Consider the following 16,859-nt stretch of genomic DNA (forward strand, 5'->3'; position numbering starts at 1 on the left):
TTCCAGCGTCATTGTTCAACGACGAAACGCAAAATGTTGCGTCTCTACACCGTTCAACCCCATGCCCCAACCCCTCCGTCCCCACGCCCTCAGCATTGCCGGTTTCGACCCCAGCGCCGGCGCCGGCCTGCTGGCCGACGTGAAAACATTAGAGATGAACGGCGTGTACGGGCTGGGCGTGTGCTCAGCCCTCACGCTGCAAAACGACGTGTCGTTTGAGCGGGTGAATTGGGTGCCGGCCGCCGAAATCAGGGAGCAGATTCGCATTCTGTTCGCGCGGTTCAAGGTCGATTTTATCAAAATCGGTCTGGTGGAAAGTCTGCCGCAGCTGCTGGAACTGGTGGGCTGGCTGAAAGTGCAAAACCCCCAGCTGAAAATTGTGTGGGACCCGGTGCTGAAGGCTTCGGCCGGCTACGAGTTTCACCGCAAAACCGACCGCAACCTGTTGCAAGCCCTGTGCGCCGAAATGGCCCTCGTGACGCCCAACAAGCCCGAAATGCTGCGCATGTGGCCCGGCGAAGCCGCCGCCGACATCGCAGCCCAGGCGGTAAGCTCCTTCTGCCCCGTGCTGCTGAAGGGCGGGCACGACGAAGGCGCCCAGGCCACCGACGTGCTGTTTGACAGCGGCAAGTGGCACTCGTTCACGGCGCCGCGGCTGCCGCACGGTGAAAAGCACGGCAGCGGCTGCGTGCTCTCGGCTGCGGTGCTGGCCAACCTGGCCAAGGGCAAAAGCCTGGTAGAAGCCTGCCGCGCGGCCAAGGACTACACCACCGCCTTTTTGGCCAGCAACGACACACTGCTGGGGTATCACTCGAAAAGCTAACCAACCATGAAAATTAACGCTCTGCACTACATCACCACCAACCCCGAAGCGGCCGAGCTGGCCTGCCGGGGCGGGGTGCGGTGGGTGCAGCTTCGGGTGAAAAACCAGCCCCCCGCCATCTGGAAGCAGCTGGCGCTGGACACGCAGGCCGTGTGCCGCCGGCACGGTGCCACGCTGCTCATCAACGACAACCCGCGCTTGGCGCAGGAAATCGGGGCCGACGGCGTGCACGTGGGCGCCACCGACATGCCGCCCGCCGAGGCCCGCGAAATGCTGGGCCCACGCTTCATCATCGGCGGCACGGCCAACACCTTTGCCGACGTGCAGCTCCTGGCGGCCGCCGGCGTCGATTACGTGGGGCTGGGACCGTTTCGCTTCACCAGCACCAAAGAGAAGCTGAGCCCGATTTTGGGTTTGGCCGGCTACGCCGAAATCATGCGGCAGTGCCGGGCCGCGGGCCTTGCGGTGCCGGTAATTGGCATCGGCGGCATTGCGCTGGACGATGTGGCGGCATTGCTCGAAACGGGGCTGCACGGCGTGGCCGTGTCCGGGGCCATCGGCAGCGCGGCCGACCCCGAGGAATCGGCGCGTCTGTTTGTCAGGGAGTTGTCGGCCGTAAACCCCATTTAATTATTATGTTAAATAAAAATTTAGTCATTGCCGACCGCACGTTTGGTTCTCGGCTGTTCACTGGCACGGGCAAATTTAGCTCGTCGGTGCTGATGGAAGAAGCGCTGTTGGCGTCGGGTTCGGAACTGGTGACGGTGGCGCTAAAAAGGGTGGACGTGGCCGACGCCGATGACGACATCCTGCGCCACCTGTCGCACCCGCAGTTCCACCTGCTGCCCAATACGTCCGGCGTGCGCACGGCCCGGGAGGCGGTTTTTGCCGCTCAGCTGGCCCGCGAGGCGCTGGAAACCAACTGGCTCAAACTCGAAATTCACCCCGACCCCAAATACCTGCTGCCCGACCCCATTGAGACGGTAAAAGCGGCCGAGGAGCTGGTGAAGCTGGGCTTCGTGGTGTTGCCCTACATCCACGCCGACCCCGTGCTGTGCAAGCGCCTGGAAGAAGTGGGCGTGGCGGCCGTGATGCCGTTGGGCTCGCCCATCGGCTCGAACAAAGGCCTGCTGACGCGCGAATTCCTCGAAATCATCATCGGCCAGAGCAAGGTGCCGGTGGTGGTGGATGCCGGCATTGGGGCGCCCTCGCACGCGGCGGCGGCCCTGGAAATGGGCGCCGACGCGGTGCTGGTGAACACGGCCATTGCCGTGGCCGGCAACCCGGTGGCCATGGCCACGGCTTTCAAACTGGCCGTGGAAGCCGGACGCATGGCCTACGAGGCGCGGCTGGCCGCCCCCGTAGCGCACGCCGAAGCGGTGGCCAGCTCGCCGCTCACGGCGTTTCTGGATTAGTGGTTAGCGGTTAGTGATAAGTGGTTAGTAACCAATGGCCATTATTGCTGTCACCTTCTTCATTAACCACTTATCACTAACCGTTAATCACTACCAAAAATGAGCTTTCGACCCATTTTCGAGGCCCACCTTTGGGACGACGTAAAGGCCAGCATCTACGCCAAGACTTCGGCCGATGTGGAGCGCGCCCTGAGCGCGCCGCAGCGTACGCTGGAAGATTTTAAGGCGTTGATTTCGCCGGCTGCGGTGCCCTACCTGGAGCAGATGGCGCAGCTCAGCCACCAGCTCACGCGCAAGCGCTTCGGCAATACGGTGCAGCTGTACGTGCCCCTGTACCTGAGCAACGAGTGCCAGAATATTTGCACGTATTGCGGCTTCAGCCTCGATAATAAAATCCGCCGGCGCACCCTGAGCAGCGTGGAAATGCTGCAGGAAGCGGCCGTGCTAAAGGACTGGGGCTATGAGCACGTGCTGCTGGTGACCGGCGAAGCCAACCAGACCGTGGGCGTCGACTACCTCGAAAAAGCCTTGCGCACGCTGCGGCCGCACTTCGCGCACCTTTCCATGGAAGTGCAGCCACTCGACCAGGAAGACTACGAGCGTCTCATCCCCGAGGGCCTGAACACCGTGCTGGTGTACCAGGAAACTTACCACCGCGACGATTACAAAAAGCACCACCCCAAGGGCAAGAAGTCGAACTTCAACTACCGCCTCGATACACCCGACCGGCTGGGCCGGGCCGGCATCCACAAAATGGGCCTGGGCGTGCTCATCGGGCTGGAGGACTGGCGGACGGACTGCTTTTACACTGCCCTGCACCTCGACTACCTGGAGCGCACGTACTGGCAAACCAAATACAGCCTGTCGTTTCCGCGCCTGAGGCCGGCGGAGGGGCTATTGCAGCCCAAAGTGGAGATGAGCGACCGGGAGTTGGTGCAGCTCATCTGCGCCTATCGCCTGCTGAACGAGGAAGTGGAGCTGTCAATTTCGACCCGTGAAAGCCCGGTTTTCCGCGACAACGTGGTGAAGCTGGGCATCACCAGCATCAGCGCGGGCTCCAAGACCAACCCGGGTGGCTACGTGGTGGCACCGGAGTCGCTGGAGCAGTTCGAGATTTCGGATGAGCGCAGCCCGGCCGAAATTGCGGCCATGCTGCGCCGGCAGGGGTATGAACCGGTTTGGAAAGACTGGGACGCCACGCTGGTAGGCCTGGCCCGCTAGAAGAACGTCATGCAGAGCGCCGCGAAGCATCTCGCGTGCAGTCGTAAATCAAAATCATGAAATTGTGAGTTAGTGCTAGCACGCGAGATGCTTCGCGGCGCTCTGCATGACGTTCAGCTATTCCATGAGTCCCACCTATTCCCCGCTTTCCCCCGCCGAAAACAACCGCTACAGCCGCCACTTGCTGCTGCCCGAAATCGGCCCAGCCGGTCAGCAGCGTATGAAAGCCGCGCGGGTGCTGGTGGTGGGCTGCGGCGGCCTGGGCTGCCCGGTGCTGCAGTACCTGGCCGCGGCCGGCGTGGGCACGCTGGGCCTGCTCGATTTTGACACCGTGGACGACAGCAACTTGCAGCGCCAGGTGCTCTACGCCACTGCCGACGTGGGCCGGCCCAAGGCCGTTGTCGCCGCCGAGAAGCTGGCGGCCCAAAACCCGTTCATCACGCTGCAAACGCATCAAATGCTGCTGTCGAGCGACAACGTGCTGGACCTCTTTGCGCCCTACGACCTGGTGGTGGACTGTTCCGACAATTTCGCCACGCGCTACCTCGTGAACGATGCCTGCGTCATGTTGGGCAAGCCGCTGGTGTTCGGGGCCATCTTCAAGTTTGAGGGGCAGGTGTCGGTTTTCAACTACCAGAATGGCCCCACCTACCGCTGCCTCTACCCCGAGCCGCCCGCGCCGGGCGACGCCCCCAGCTGCGCCGAAATCGGGGTATTAGGCGTGCTGCCGGGCTTGGTGGGCACGCTGCAAGCCACCGAAACGCTGAAAATCATACTGGAGCTGGGCGAGGTGCTGAGCGGCCGCCTGCTGCTGGTGGATGCCCTGGGCATGCGTTTCCAAAGCGTCAAGTTTCGCGCCGTGGCGGCCAACCAGCAGCTCACGGCGCTAGCGCCTGACTACGCCGCCTTCTGCGGCGAAGCGCCCCTGGAAGCCGCCCCGCGGCGCGCGCCCGAACTCTCGGCCGATGACCTGAAGGCCTGGCAACAGAGTGGCCGGCCGCTGCAACTGCTGGATGTGCGCGAGCCCCACGAGGCCGCCCGGCGCAGCATTGGCGGCCGGCTCATTCCGCTGGGGCAGCTGAGTGAGCAGCTGGCCGAAATAGCCGCCGACGTGCCCGTGGTGGTGCATTGCGCCAGCGGGGTGCGCAGCCAGAAAGCCGCGCAGCTGCTGCTGGCCCAGGGTTTTGGGGAAGTGTACTCGCTGCGCAACGGGCTAGCCGATTATTGATTGCAACGCCCGAAAAGCCGCTACCGGGTCGGGGCTTTGCCACACGGCGCCCAGCACGGCGGCGCCCCCAAACCCGACCTGCTGCACGGTGGTCAGGCGGTGCGCCTCGATGCCGCCCAGCGCCAGCACCTGCGGCGCGTAGCCGGCCCGTTGCCGCAGCTTGCGCAGCGTGGCCGCCACGGCGGCTAGGTCGAAAGCCGCGGCGTACTGCTCTTTGCTGAGGCTGTCGAAAATTGGGCTCAGAAACACGTAGTCGTAGCGGCGCCGGTGCTGCCGGATTTCGGCCAGCGTGTGGAAAGACGTGGACAGCGTCTGACCCGGCGCCAGAGTTGGCCGGGCCTTCGCGGCGCGGCCGGCGGCGGTGAGGTGGGCACCGCCCAGGCCCAGCTCGGCCACCAGCGCGTGGTGCGAGTGCAGCACCAGCCGGGAACGGTAGCGGGTCGGAATATCGGCCACGTAAGCTGCCATTTCGCCCTGCTCCCAGCCAGGTTTGCGCACGTGGAAGCGGGCCAGGCCAGCGGCCAGCAGTTGGCTCACCAGCGCGGTTTCGTGGGGAACGGGATGCGGGGGCGAAATGACAAGGAGCTGCATGGATGGTTGAAGCGCCCGCCTCAGGCCGCGGGGCCGGATGCGGGCCAGTTGGCCAGAAGGGCCAGAATGTGGTCGAGCCGGGCCTGCTTGGGCGCGGCGCGGCGGGCAATGGTGGTGCGCGTCCAGAAGCGGTGGCCGGTGAGAAAATTGGCTTGCAGCTGAAACCAGGCGTGCTCGCCGGCGATGAGCTGCCGGGCGGTCAGCTCGTGAAACAGGCTGGTCGAAATCGGCTCGAAATCGTCGCGGCCCAGGTAGTCGAGGTCGGCGTCGCAGAGAATTTCGGCCAAATGGCTTTGGGGCTCCTGCGGGTATTGGGTGGCCATTATCAGGGCGCAAATCTGCTCAATGTGGTCGGACGTGTAGCCAAAGCCGGGCAGGGTGGCCCGGGCCAGCGCGCAGCCCTGCGCCTCGTGGCCCTGATAGGCCTGCAGGAAGCCGGCGTCGTGGTAGAGGGCGGCGGTGCGCAGCAGGGCCAGGGCCTCGGGGTCGGTCAGGCCCTCGGCGGTGGCCAGCTCCAGGGCCACCTCGGCCACGTCGAGGGTGTGGTGCAGGCCGTGGTAATAGAGCGTGGGGGAGAGGCCGCGCCGCAGCTCGTTTACAATAAAATTTTCGGCGGCGTGGTGGTTCATGCGGCGGGAGGCGTGGCCCGGAATGGCCCGGAGCGGCGCAAAGCAACTACGTAAAATACGAATCGGGAAAGCAATTGGTAGCCAACGGATAAGACGGGTCGACAATTCCTGGGTCGGGCTTGGGCCGATGCCTAGAATTCTTTCATCTTTACGACATGACAATGCAGGCAGTAGCTTTGGGGGTTGTGCAGGCAGCTGCCCGGGCCGGCGTTCGGCTTAGGGCGTTGCTTGCACGGTTTTTGTGTATTGCGACGGCGCCCGGCAGCGGGCGGGGCGCGGCGGGCCAGGAGCCGGCGGCGGGCCCCGCCACGGCCGGCATCGTTGCGGCGTTTGCCTGCCGCCTTCACGCTGGTTTCTACCCATGAAATGGATTTTTACGGTGTTGGCGGTGTGGGCGCTGAGCGGGGCGGCGCACGCCCAGCGGCGCTACTGGGACGCCGACGCCGACTCGCTGGCCCGCTTGCTGCCGCAGCAGCCGTCCGATTCGGCCCGGCTGCGCACGCTGGTGCACCTGCTGGACCTGCGCCCCACCAACACTGCCGCGCTGCCCCTGCTCGACCAGTTGCTGACCCTGAACCAGCGCCTCCAAACCCTCGACGACGAGCCCTACCGCCGCCTGCGCGCGGGGCTGGCCCTGTGGCAGCGCACTCCCAACGCGGCCGCCCTGGACGCCATGAAAGCCGCCGTGGCCGAGTTTGACCGCGCGGGCCGCCCCATTCCGTGGCTGCTGATGAACCTGGTGGGCCTCTACAACCAGCTGAACCAGATGAAGGAGCGCAAGCAGTACTACGACGAAAAGCTGGCCTATTACCGGGTGCGCGGCATTACCGAGAACGTGGCCGCCTGCTACGTGTCGCAAGGCGCGTACTATCGGCGCCTGGGCGATTACAACCGTTCCATCAATAACACCCTACGCGCGGCCGACGTGGCCCTGCGCTTCAGCCGCAAGCTCTACATCAACGAAATCATCGTGACGGGCGGCATCTACGCCGACTGGGGCAACCACGCCAAGGCCGTGCAGTACCTGAGCCAGGCCCAGGCGCTGCCCGAGTTCCGACGGGTGCAGGGCACCAACCGCGTGTTCACGTTTCTGGCGCTTTCGAAGCTGTTTGTGCAGTTGCGCAAATACCCCGACGCGCTGCATTCGGCCGATTCGGCCCTGGCTGCCCGCGTCGACGAACCCTACGAGCGGCAATTGGACCGGGCCTTTGCGCTGGTGCAAAAAGCGGCCGTGCTGCTTCAAATGCGCCTGCCAGCCCAGGCCCAGCCGCTGCTGCGCCGCGCCCAGCAGCTCGACGACTCCCTGGACCTGCCCACCTCCAGCGGGCCGGGCGAGTTTGAGCTGGACGCCACATGGGCCCGCTACTACGCCACCCAAGGCAACCACCGCCAGGCCGAGCACTACTGGCTGCGCGCCTACCAAAAAGCCACCGCTGCCCGGCTCGACAAGCTGCGCCCGCGCTACCTGCAAGAGCTGGCCGCCTTTTATGACGCCCGCGGCCAGCTGGTGGAAGCCCAGCGCTACTCGCGCGCCTACATCGCCCTCGCCGATACCCTGAGCGCGGCGCAGGCCGCCTTTCACGTGGCCCAGTACGAAAACGAGCGCATGGAACAGGCCAAAAACGCGCAAATCAACGAGCTGCGGCAGGCCCAGGCCGTGCAGGCCGAGCGGCTGCGCCTCGGCAACTGGCTGCTGCTGGGGGCGCTGGTGGCGGTGCTGGTGGTATCGGGGCTGAGCGCCTTCATCTACCGGCAGCTGCGCGTGAACCGCCGCACGCTGCACCAGCTCCGCCAAACGCAGTCGCAGCTGGTGCAGGCCGAGAAGATGGCGTTTCTGGGCGAGCTTACGGCCGGCATCGCCCACGAGCTGCAGAATCCGCTCAATTTTATGAAAAACTTCGCCGAAGTCAGCACCGACCTCGTCGAGGACATGAACGGCCGCGGCCCGGTCCGGTCGGCGGGCCTGGAGCAGGAAATCCTGACCGGCCTGAAGCAGAACCTGCAGCAAATCAGCCAGCACGGCCAGCGGGCGTCGTCCATCATCAAAGACATGCTGGCGCACTCGCGCTCCGGCACGGGCCCGCGCGAGCTCAGCGACCTCAACGCCCTGGCCGACGAGTCGCTGACGCTGGCCTACGAAGGGCTGTGCGCCCAGGACAAAACCTTCCGGGCCACGCTGGGCAAAGACTTTGACTCCCGGCTAACCCCGGTGCCCGTGGTGGCGCAGGACCTGGGCCGGGTGCTGCTCAACCTGTGCACCAACGCCCTGCACGCCGTGCGCCAGCGCCAGCGCGAAGCCCTGGTGGCGGGCGTCGGCGCGGCCTACGAGCCCACCGTGACCGTGAGCACCCACCGCCCCGGCGGCCGGGCGGTCGAAATCCGGGTGAAAGACAACGGCACGGGCATGCCCGAAAGCGTGCAGGCGAAAATCTTTCAGCCCTTCTTCACCACCAAGCCCGAGGGCGAGGGCACGGGCCTGGGCCTGAGCCTGAGCCACGACATCGTGACCAAAGGCCACGGCGGCACCCTCACCGTGGAAAGCCGGCCCGGCGAGGGCACCGAGTTTGTGGTGCGCCTGCCGGCGTAGGGGCTCGCGGGCGCGGCGCCGGCAATGGTTCGGCGGCTGCTGATTAACATTGCCGCGCACTTCGTCGGGGCCGGGTCCCGACTGCGCGCTGCATCGACTTTCATGGCAAACTATTCAAGCTTTGGCGACATTCTAATCATAGCCCCGCTGGCGTATGGCGTGGTGGGGGCACTGCGCAAGTTCCTGGACTTGCCTCGGCGCTTGCCGCGCGGTAACAAAGCCCTGAACTGGATTTGGGTGCCCGGCGTGCTGCTGTACCTCGGTGCCCGCGCGCTCGACGTGCGCAGTACCAACCTCGACGACGCTTATTTGCTGCTGGTGCTGAGCGTGGTGGTGGCCGTGGTGGTGGCCGTGCGCGACTACCGGCCGGCCCGCTCGCTGCTGCTGGCCGTGAGCCCGTTTTTGCTCTACAAGCTGGTCGAATTTGTGGTGGAATCGCCCACGGGCAAGGTGCCCAAGCAGTACGACGCCGCCCTCGATACGACGCAAGGGTTTGCCATTATCTGGCTCATTACCTTTATTTTCATCGCGCGCAGCCAGAAAAAGCAGCTGGAAAAAGAGCGGCTGCTGCGCGAAGAGGAAGACAAGGCCAAGCGCCTCATCGAGGCGCAGAACGCCGAGCTGGAACGCCTGGTGAACGAGCGCACCGCTGCCCTTACCCACCAGGCCGAGGAGCTGCGCACGGCCCTCACCGAGCTCAAAACCACGCAGGCCCAGCTCATTCAGAGCGAAAAGATGGCCAGCCTGGGCGAGCTCACGGCCGGCATTGCCCACGAGATTCAGAACCCCTTGAACTTCGTCAACAACTTCGCTGAAGTCTCGGCCGAGCTGGTGACCGAGCTGGAAGAGGAGCGCGAAAAGCCCGACCGCGACCTGGAGCTGGAAGCCGACCTGCTGGCCGACCTCAAGCAAAACCTGCAGAAAATCCACCAGCACGGCGGGCGCGCGGCCAGCATTGTGCGGGGCATGCTGGAGCACTCGCGGGCCAGCTCCGGCGAGCGGGTGCCCACCGACCTCAACCAGCTGGCCGACGAGTACCTGCGCCTGGCCTACCACGGCCTGCGCGCCAAAGACAAGAGCTTCAACGCCACGCTCAAGCCCGACTTCGACCCCAACCTGCCGCCCGTCGAAGTCATTTCGCAGGACCTGGGCCGGGTGCTGCTCAACCTGCTCACCAACGCCTTCTACGCCGTGAAGCAGCGCCAGCAGCGCGGCGAGACCGGCTACGCGCCCACCGTGAGCGTGAGCACCCGCCGCGTGGGCGACCAAGTGGAGCTGCGCGTGAAAGACAATGGCACGGGCATGCCCGAAAGCGTGCAGGCGAAAATCTTCCAGCCTTTTTTCACCACCAAGCCCACGGGCGAAGGCACGGGCCTGGGCCTTTCGCTGAGCTACGACATTGTGACCCAGGGCCACGGCGGCACGCTGGCCGTGGAAAGCCGCGAGGGCGAGGGGACCGAATTTGTGATTAGCTTGCCGGCCTAAAAGTCAATTTTAACCGGAATTAATTCCAACCGCGAACGGTGAACAGCGGCATGGTGCCGGCGTTTGCCTATGCGTCTAGTTCTACTGCTCGCGGCCCTGGGGCTGCTTTTTGGGGTTGCCACCGCCGCGCCGCTGCCGGCCGATACGGCGGTGCTGCGCATCAACCGCCTGCCCGCTGCCGGCCTGCTGCTGGCCCACGGCTGGCGCTACCACCCCGGCGACGACCCGGCCTGGCCCCGCCCCGACTTCGACGACAGCGCCTGGGACACGCTCAATCCCACCCGGCCCCGGCGCGAACTGCCGCCGGCCTTGGGTACGGGCATCAGTTGGCTGCGCCTGCGCTTCCGGCTCGGCGACAGTCTGCACCAGCGCGAACTGGCGGGGCGAGCAATTCTATTGGGGGCTTGCGAGGTATATCTCAACGGAAAACGACTTACGCGCCAAGGCAGGATAGGTGCCACCGCTGCTCAACTCCTTCCCCAATCTTTGTTGCCCCAGCCAGTAGAAATTCGTGCCAATGGACCTTCCGAGCAGGTACTGGCCATCCGCTACGCGCCTTGGCATCCGTGGCTGCTAGGCGTGGACTATAAGCCGCAGTTATCCTTCCGGCTGTACTCGCCCGCGCGGTTTTGGCAAACCCAAGTGGTCGGAGGCGGTTCGGCCCCGGTGTATTTGCTGCTCTTCGGCATTGCCGGCCTGCTTACGCTGCTGCACGTAGCCTTTTTTCGCTATAATCCGGCCCAACGGGCTAATCTCTACTTTGCGCGCTTCGCCCTAACCCTGGCCCTTTGTGGGTTGTGTTATTACTGCGGCGCGACGTTGCCCTTCGCCACGCAATTGCCCAACATCACGCTGCTGGTGTTGAGCAGCCTACTGGCAAGCATGAGCGGCCTCTGGAACATCCGCGCCTTATACGCCTTGTTTGATTCCCGTCCTGGCCGGGTATACACGGGCCTGTGGGCCTGCTACGGGCTGGTGGGGGTGGAAGTCGTCGTTGCCTACTACCATCCGGCGACCTTTCCGGTACTAGGGATGCTTTTTGTCGTTATCACGGCCGAGCAGCTCCGGTTGACGACGCGGGCAATCCGACAGGGCCGCCGGGGCGGGCTCATCATCGGGGCCGGGTTTGCTGGCAGTTTGTTGATTTGGCTGGTTGCGGTCGGATTCCTGCTACGAGCCATCCTGCCCTTATTGGTAATCAACGGCCTCATATTGGTGGGCTTGCTGTTACCCGCCTTGGCCATCTCGCTATTTCTGGCCCGCGAATTTGCCCTTGATGCCGAGTTGCTGCAAGTCAAACTAAGCGAAGTCGAGCAGCTTTCGGCCCAAACGCTGGCCCAGGAGCAGGAAAAGCAAGCCCTGCTGGCCCAGCAGAATGAAACCTTGGAAACCCAGGTGACCCAGCGCACGGGCGAGCTGCAACGCTCCCTCACCGAGCTGCGGGCCACGCAGGCGCAGCTGATTCAGAAGGAAAAGATGGCCAGCCTGGGCGAACTGACGGCCGGCATTGCTCACGAGATTCAAAACCCGCTCAACTTCGTCAACAACTTCTCGGAAGTGAGCACCGAACTGCTGGAGGAGCTGGAAGAAGAGCAGGCCAAACTCATTCGCGACGCCGAATTGGAAGCCGAGTTGGTGGGCGACCTGCGGCAGAACCTGGGCAAAATCAGCCACCACGGCCGGCGGGCGGCGGCCATCGTGAAGGGCATGCTGGAACACTCGCGCACGAGCACCGGCGAGCGCGCCCCCACGGACCTGAACCAATTGGCCGACGAGTACCTGCGCCTGGCCTACCAGGGCCTGCGCGCCAAGGACAAGTCCTTCAATGCCGCGCTGGAAACCGATTTCGCGCCGGGTCTGCCGCTGGTCGAGGCGGTAGGGGCCGATGTGGGGCGGGTGCTGCTGAATCTATTCGGCAACGCCTTCTACGCCGTGCAAAAGCGCCAGCAAACCGGCGAGGCGGGCTACGCGCCCACGGTCAGTGTGGCCACTGCGCGCGTGAACGGCCATGTCGAAATCCGGGTGACGGACAACGGCACGGGCATGCCGACCGCGGTGCAGGCCAAGATATTCCAGCCCTTTTTCACCACCAAGCCCACGGGCGAGGGCACGGGCCTGGGTCTTTCGCTCTCTCACGACATCATTGCCCAGGGCCACGGTGGTACGCTCGCCGTGGAAAGCCAGCCCGGAGCGGGCAGCACGTTCATCATCTCTCTGCCCACTAGTTAATCCCTCAGTGCTTATGCTGACGTTTATATTGCTAAAACGGTCTGGTTTGCTGGTGGTCTTGCTGGCCTTGCTGTTTCTGCGAGTGGGCCCAGTGCGGGCCCAAACTACGCCCAGCCGCCGCTACTGGGAAGCCAACCCCGACTCGCTGCGCCAGGTGCTTAATAACCAGCACGCCGACACCGCCCGCTTGCGCACCCTGCTGCACTTGACCGACTTAGGGGGCATTGGCTTTTATTCGGCGGCCGACCAGGAAGCCAGCTTTCGGGAGTTGGTGCAGCTTACGCGCCGGTTACGGCGCCCCGAGGCCGGCGCTTTTCGGTTGTGGTACGCCGCGTCGCAGCTCGACAAAACCGGCAAAGAGCCGGCCCGCGCCCTCGACAGCACGCGGGCGGCCGTGGAGGCGTTCGACCGCGTGGGGTGGCCGGCATTGCCATTGCCGAGCGTCATCCGGCTGCTTAGACAACAAAAAGGTCCGGCTGCCCAGCTGGCCTATCTGCGAGCCAAACTGGCCCAGTACCAGGCGCGCGGGGCGCAGGTGAACATCGCCCAGTGCCACTTTGCGATGGGTGCGCCTTGCGTGATTCAGGGCGACTACAACCAGGGCATCAGTCACTACCTGCGCTCGGCCGATTTGGCCCGCGCTTACAACCGCTATTCGCAGGAGAACCAGCTGAAAGTAGTCGGGTATACCTACGCCGACTGGGGCAACCCCACCAAGGCCCTGTATTACCTGCGCCAGTCGTTGGCCGTGCACGCTGCACTGCCCCGGCGCAATGGCTACGACTGGTACGCCTACACCTACCGGGGCATGACGTTGGCCTACCGCCAGCTGCACAACTACCCTGCTGCTTTGCGCTACGCCACGCTGGCCCTGGCCGGCATCCCTACTGATACCACCCGCCGCTACGCCGCCGATGTGCCGAGAGTGCAAGCCTATGGCCTGACGCTGAAAAGCGCCGTGCTGCTCGACATGGGCCGCGAGGCCGAAGCAGACCCCCCGCTGGTGCGGGCGCGGCAGCTGGCCGACTCGCTCGGACTTAAACTCCATAACCAAGGGGGCGGGTACCTTGACTTGGAGGCGACTTGGGCCCGCTACTACGCCGCCCGCCACGAACCAGCCCGCGCCGAACAGGCCTGGCTTATAGCCTTGCAGCAGGCCCGCCAAATCAAGTCCGTGCCGTTGCGTCTGGCCTACCTGCGCGCGCTGGCCAACTTCTATGCCCAGCAGGGGCAAACGGAGCTGGCCGGCCGCTACGCTCGCGCCGGACTAGTGCTGGCCGATTCGCTCCGGGCCGTGCAGGGCGCGTTTCAGGTGGCCGGCTATGAGGCCGAGCGCGCCGAGCAGGCCCAGCAGGCCCGCATCCAGGGCCTGCGCCTGGCCCAGGTGCAGGCGGCCGCCCGCGCCCGGCGCCAGCGCCTGCTGCTGTTTTCCACGCTGGCCGTGCTGGCCCTGCTGGCCGGGCTGGGCTTTGTGCTCTGGCGCGGCAACCGCCGCCAGCGGCAAGCCAACACCGCCCTCAACCGCCTCAACGAAGCCGTGACGCAGCAGAAGCAGGAGCTGCAAACCCAGCGCGACCAGCTCAATACTTCCCTCACCGAGCTGCGGGCCACGCAGGCCCAACTGATTCAGCGGGAGAAAATGGCCAGCCTGGGCGAGCTCACGGCCGGCATCGCCCACGAGATTCAGAACCCGCTCAACTTCGTCAACAACTTCGCCGAAGTGAGCACCGAGCTGATGGCGGAATTGCGGGAAGCGCAGGCCGCCGGCGACGCGGAAGAAGTGACGGCGTTGGCCGGGGATGTGACGCAAAACTTAGGCAAAATCACCGAGCACGGGCGGCGGGCGGCGGCCATCGTGCGCGGCATGCTCGAACACAGCCGCACGAGCACCGGCGAGCGGGCGCCCACGGACCTGAACCAGTTGTGTGACGAGTACCTGCGCCTGGCCTACCAGGGCCTGCGCGCCAAAGACAAAAGCTTCAACGCCGCCCTGGAAACGGAATTCGCCGCCGACCTGCCGTTGGTGTCGGCAGTGGGGCCCGACGTGGGCCGGGTGCTGCTCAACCTGTTCAGCAACGCGTTTTACGCCGTGCACAAGCGGCAGCAGACCGGGGAGGCCAGCTACCAGCCCATTGTGGGGGTGAGCACGCACGTGGCCAACAACCATGTGCACCTGCAGGTGCGCGACAATGGCGGCGGGATATCCCCAGAAATCCAGCAAAAAATCTTCCAGCCCTTTTTCACCACCAAGCCTACGGGCGAAGGCACGGGCCTGGGCTTGTCGCTCAGCCACGACATCATCGCCCAGGGCCACGGCGGCAGCCTGGCCGTGGAAAGCCGCGAGGGCGAGGGCACCGAATTTACCATCACGCTCCCCCGCTAGCTCAACGCCCTTTGCCCATGAAACACGCGCTACTTCTGCTGTTGGCCTTGCTGCTGGGAACTCCCGGCCGCGCCCAAGCCCCCGACGCGACCGTGCTGCAAATCAACCGCCTGCCCGCCGACGGCCTGCTGCTGCAAAAAGGCTGGCGCTACCGCCCCGGCGACGATTCCGCTCGGGCCCGCCCCAACTTCGACGACCGCGCCTGGGACACGCTCGCCCTGCGCCTAACCGGACGCGAAATGCCGCGCGCCACCCAAACGGGCGTGTACTGGCTGCGGCTGCGCTTTCACCTCAGTGACTCGCTGCGCTCGCGCACCTTGGCCCTGCAATTCTGGCGGCGGGGCACGGCCGACGTGTACCTCAACGGCCGCCTGCTCAGCGACAGCACCCACCGGGCGCGGGTGCGCGGCTCGCGCATCGCGCCGGGGGTGCTGGAAGTGCCCGCCAACGGGCCGGCCGAACAGGTGCTGGCCCTGCGCGTGGCTCCCTGGCACCCCGCGCCGCTGCTGCTGGGCGCCGACCGGCTTACTGCCCTCCAACTGCGGCTGCGGCCCATGGCGCAGCTGGTGCAGATAGAGCGTGGCTGGGCTGATGAGGTCGCGCTCTGGCGGGTAATGGCGGCGATGTTTCTGCTGCTGGCCCTGCTGCACTGGGTCTTTTACCGCTACAACCCCACGCAGCGCGCCAACCGCTACTTTGCCCTTTATTCCCTGGCGTATTGCCTGTTTATGGCCAGCGTGCCGTACGCCATCACGGGGAGCGTCGAATTTCCGTCCTGGGCCTGGAGCGTTGCCATTGCCGTGGTGTCGTACGGACTGCTGACGCTGGGCGGCTTGTGGGGGGTGCGGGCGCTCTACACCTTATTCGGCTTCGCGCCCGGCCGGGTATACCGGGGACTGGCGCTGAGCGGCGGGTTGCTGCTGCTGGCGCAGTGGCTCACGCTGCTTTCGCCCTGGTATCTGATTCCCTACCTGGTTTTCGCGGTTTTGGTGCTGGCCGAGTCGTTGCGCCTGACGGGGCGGGCGCTACGTGCGCGTCGGCGCGGGGCACCCATCATTGCGGCCGGCTTTGGTGGGGGCCTGCTCTTCATCTTGCTTAATTTGACGCTGTTGGTGTTGGGCGTGCCCCTGGACGGTATAGGCAGCAACTTATTGTTCGTGCCCGCCATCCTGCTGCCGCCGCTGGGCATCTCTTTTTTCTTGGCCCGCGAGTTTGCCCTCGGGGCCGAGCTGCTGCTGGTGAAGCTGGGTGAGGTCGAACGCCTCTCGGCCCAAACCCTGGCCCAGGAGCAGGAAAAGCAAGCCCTGCTGGAGGGCCAGAACGAGACGCTGGAACACCAAGTAGCCGAGCGCACCGGCGAGCTGCAGCGCTCCCTCACCGACCTGCGGGCTACGCAGGCGCAGCTCATCCAGAAGGAGAAGATGGCCAGCCTGGGCGAGCTCACAGCCGGCATCGCCCACGAGATTCAGAACCCGCTCAATTTCGTCAACAATTTCTCGGAAGTGAGCGCCGAGCTGATGGCGGAACTGCGGGAAGCGCAGGCTGCCGGCGACACGGAAGAGGTGAGGGCGTTGGCCGACGACGTGACGCAGAACCTGGGCAAAATCACCGAGCACGGCAAACGGGCGGCGGCCATCGTGAAGGGCATGCTCGAACACTCGCGCACGAGCACCGGCGAGCGGACGCCCGCCGACCTCAACGCCCTTTGCGACGAGTACCTACGCCTGACCTACCAGGGCCTGCGGGCTAAGGACAAAAGTTTCAACGCAGCTTTGGAAACGGATTTCGCGCCGGGCCTGCCGCTGGTCGAAGCGGTGGGGGCGGACGTGGGCCGGGTGCTGCTCAACCTGCTGGGCAACGCCTTTTACGCCGTGCGCCAGCGCCAGCAGTCGAGCGAAGCCGGCTACCAGCCCACCGTTTTGGTGAGCACCAGGCAGATTGATGGTCGGGTGGAAATCCGGGTGGCGGACAACGGCACGGGCATCCCGGACGACATCAAAGCGAAAATCTTCCAGCCCTTTTTCACCACCAAGCCCACGGGCGAGGGCACGGGCCTGGGCTTGTCGCTCAGCCACGACATCATCGCCCAGGGCCACGGCGGCGCGCTCACGGTGGCGTCTCAGGAGGGGAAATTCACCGAGTTTCTGATTAGCTTGCCGATTAATTGAGTAAGCCAGCTAACGGCCAGCTTACGAGTTCGTTTGCTCAGGGGCGCACGAGCGGTTGCTGGTAGGGAAACCCCCAGTCCGCTTCCATCGAAATGCGTCC

12 protein-coding genes are annotated in these 16,859 nt (G+C 65.0%); 10 read left to right on the forward strand and 2 right to left on the reverse strand.

Annotated elements, in window-relative coordinates; all coding sequences use genetic code 11:
• Positions 1-61: 61 nt before the first annotated feature.
• The 5 genes from thiD to moeB all read left to right on the forward strand — a co-directional run bounded on the left by thiD (position 62) and on the right by moeB (position 4,687).
• Positions 62-823, forward strand: a complete 762-nt coding sequence (gene thiD / locus IC234_RS12670) for a bifunctional hydroxymethylpyrimidine kinase/phosphomethylpyrimidine kinase (protein ID WP_190925141.1) — start codon at positions 62-64, stop codon at positions 821-823.
• A gap of 6 nt (positions 824-829) precedes the next feature.
• Positions 830-1,453, forward strand: coding sequence for a thiamine phosphate synthase (locus tag IC234_RS12675; protein WP_190925143.1), 624 nt, complete (start codon positions 830-832; stop codon positions 1,451-1,453).
• 5 nt (positions 1,454-1,458) lie between these two features.
• Positions 1,459-2,238: a thiazole synthase gene (locus tag IC234_RS12680; RefSeq protein ID WP_190925145.1), complete on the forward strand. Its 780-nt coding sequence runs from the start codon at positions 1,459-1,461 to the stop codon at positions 2,236-2,238.
• Positions 2,239-2,337: 99 nt separating this feature from the next.
• A complete protein-coding gene (gene thiH, locus IC234_RS12685; protein ID WP_190925147.1) occupies positions 2,338-3,459 on the forward strand; it encodes a 2-iminoacetate synthase ThiH in 1,122 nt (373 codons plus the stop codon).
• A gap of 124 nt (positions 3,460-3,583) precedes the next feature.
• On the forward strand, positions 3,584-4,687 hold the full coding sequence (moeB, locus tag IC234_RS12690) for a molybdopterin-synthase adenylyltransferase MoeB (protein ID WP_190925150.1): 1,104 nt from the start codon (positions 3,584-3,586) through the stop codon (positions 4,685-4,687).
• Here moeB and IC234_RS12695 read toward each other — a convergent pair.
• Both IC234_RS12695 and IC234_RS12700 read right to left on the reverse strand, forming a co-directional pair.
• Complete coding sequence (locus IC234_RS12695) at positions 4,673-5,278, reverse strand: thiamine phosphate synthase (protein WP_190925152.1); 606 nt, start codon at positions 5,276-5,278, stop codon at positions 4,673-4,675. The two genes, moeB and IC234_RS12695, sit on opposite strands and share 15 nt — an antisense overlap.
• A 20-nt stretch (positions 5,279-5,298) precedes the next feature.
• Positions 5,299-5,907 carry an HD domain-containing protein gene (locus IC234_RS12700; RefSeq protein ID WP_190925154.1) on the reverse strand — a complete coding sequence of 203 codons (609 nt, stop codon included), beginning with the start codon at positions 5,905-5,907 and terminating at the stop codon, positions 5,299-5,301.
• A gap of 361 nt (positions 5,908-6,268) precedes the next feature.
• Here IC234_RS12700 and IC234_RS21840 point away from each other — a divergent pair, with 361 nt between their 5' ends.
• The 5 genes from IC234_RS21840 (at position 6,269) to IC234_RS12725 (ending at position 16,759) form a co-directional block, all read left to right on the forward strand.
• Complete coding sequence (locus IC234_RS21840) at positions 6,269-8,494, forward strand: ATP-binding protein (RefSeq protein WP_223827659.1); 2,226 nt, start codon at positions 6,269-6,271, stop codon at positions 8,492-8,494.
• A 102-nt stretch (positions 8,495-8,596) separates the two neighbouring features.
• Entirely contained in the window at positions 8,597-9,979 is a 1,383-nt protein-coding gene (locus IC234_RS12710; protein WP_190925157.1) for a sensor histidine kinase, read from the forward strand.
• 69 nt (positions 9,980-10,048) lie between these two features.
• Complete coding sequence (locus tag IC234_RS21845) at positions 10,049-12,208, forward strand: sensor histidine kinase (RefSeq protein ID WP_223827660.1); 2,160 nt, start codon at positions 10,049-10,051, stop codon at positions 12,206-12,208.
• Positions 12,209-12,221: 13 nt separating this feature from the next.
• Positions 12,222-14,591: an ATP-binding protein gene (locus IC234_RS12720; protein WP_223827661.1), complete on the forward strand. Its 2,370-nt coding sequence runs from the start codon at positions 12,222-12,224 to the stop codon at positions 14,589-14,591.
• Between the two features lie 17 nt (positions 14,592-14,608).
• Positions 14,609-16,759, forward strand: a complete 2,151-nt coding sequence (locus tag IC234_RS12725) for a sensor histidine kinase (protein ID WP_223827662.1) — start codon at positions 14,609-14,611, stop codon at positions 16,757-16,759.
• Positions 16,760-16,859: the final 100 nt, after the last annotated feature.

The organism is Hymenobacter armeniacus (assembly GCF_014699055.1).
GTDB lineage: Bacteria > Bacteroidota > Bacteroidia > Cytophagales > Hymenobacteraceae > Hymenobacter > Hymenobacter armeniacus.

Bases quoted from the DNA above. Each gene is read 5' to 3' on its own strand.
- thiD (WP_190925141.1), top strand. From the start codon at position 62: ATGCCCCAACCCCTCCGTCCCCACGCCCTCAGCATTGCCGGTTTCGAC.
- IC234_RS12675 (WP_190925143.1), top strand. From the start codon at position 830: ATGAAAATTAACGCTCTGCACTACATCACCACCAACCCCGAAGCGGCC.
- IC234_RS12680 (WP_190925145.1), top strand. From the start codon at position 1,459: ATGTTAAATAAAAATTTAGTCATTGCCGACCGCACGTTTGGTTCTCGG.
- thiH (WP_190925147.1), top strand. From the start codon at position 2,338: ATGAGCTTTCGACCCATTTTCGAGGCCCACCTTTGGGACGACGTAAAG.
- moeB (WP_190925150.1), top strand. From the start codon at position 3,584: ATGAGTCCCACCTATTCCCCGCTTTCCCCCGCCGAAAACAACCGCTAC.
- IC234_RS12695 (WP_190925152.1), bottom strand. From the start codon at position 5,278: ATGCAGCTCCTTGTCATTTCGCCCCCGCATCCCGTTCCCCACGAAACC.
- IC234_RS12700 (WP_190925154.1), bottom strand. From the start codon at position 5,907: ATGAACCACCACGCCGCCGAAAATTTTATTGTAAACGAGCTGCGGCGC.
- IC234_RS21840 (WP_223827659.1), top strand. From the start codon at position 6,269: ATGAAATGGATTTTTACGGTGTTGGCGGTGTGGGCGCTGAGCGGGGCG.
- IC234_RS12710 (WP_190925157.1), top strand. From the start codon at position 8,597: ATGGCAAACTATTCAAGCTTTGGCGACATTCTAATCATAGCCCCGCTG.
- IC234_RS21845 (WP_223827660.1), top strand. From the start codon at position 10,049: ATGCGTCTAGTTCTACTGCTCGCGGCCCTGGGGCTGCTTTTTGGGGTT.
- IC234_RS12720 (WP_223827661.1), top strand. From the start codon at position 12,222: ATGCTGACGTTTATATTGCTAAAACGGTCTGGTTTGCTGGTGGTCTTG.
- IC234_RS12725 (WP_223827662.1), top strand. From the start codon at position 14,609: ATGAAACACGCGCTACTTCTGCTGTTGGCCTTGCTGCTGGGAACTCCC.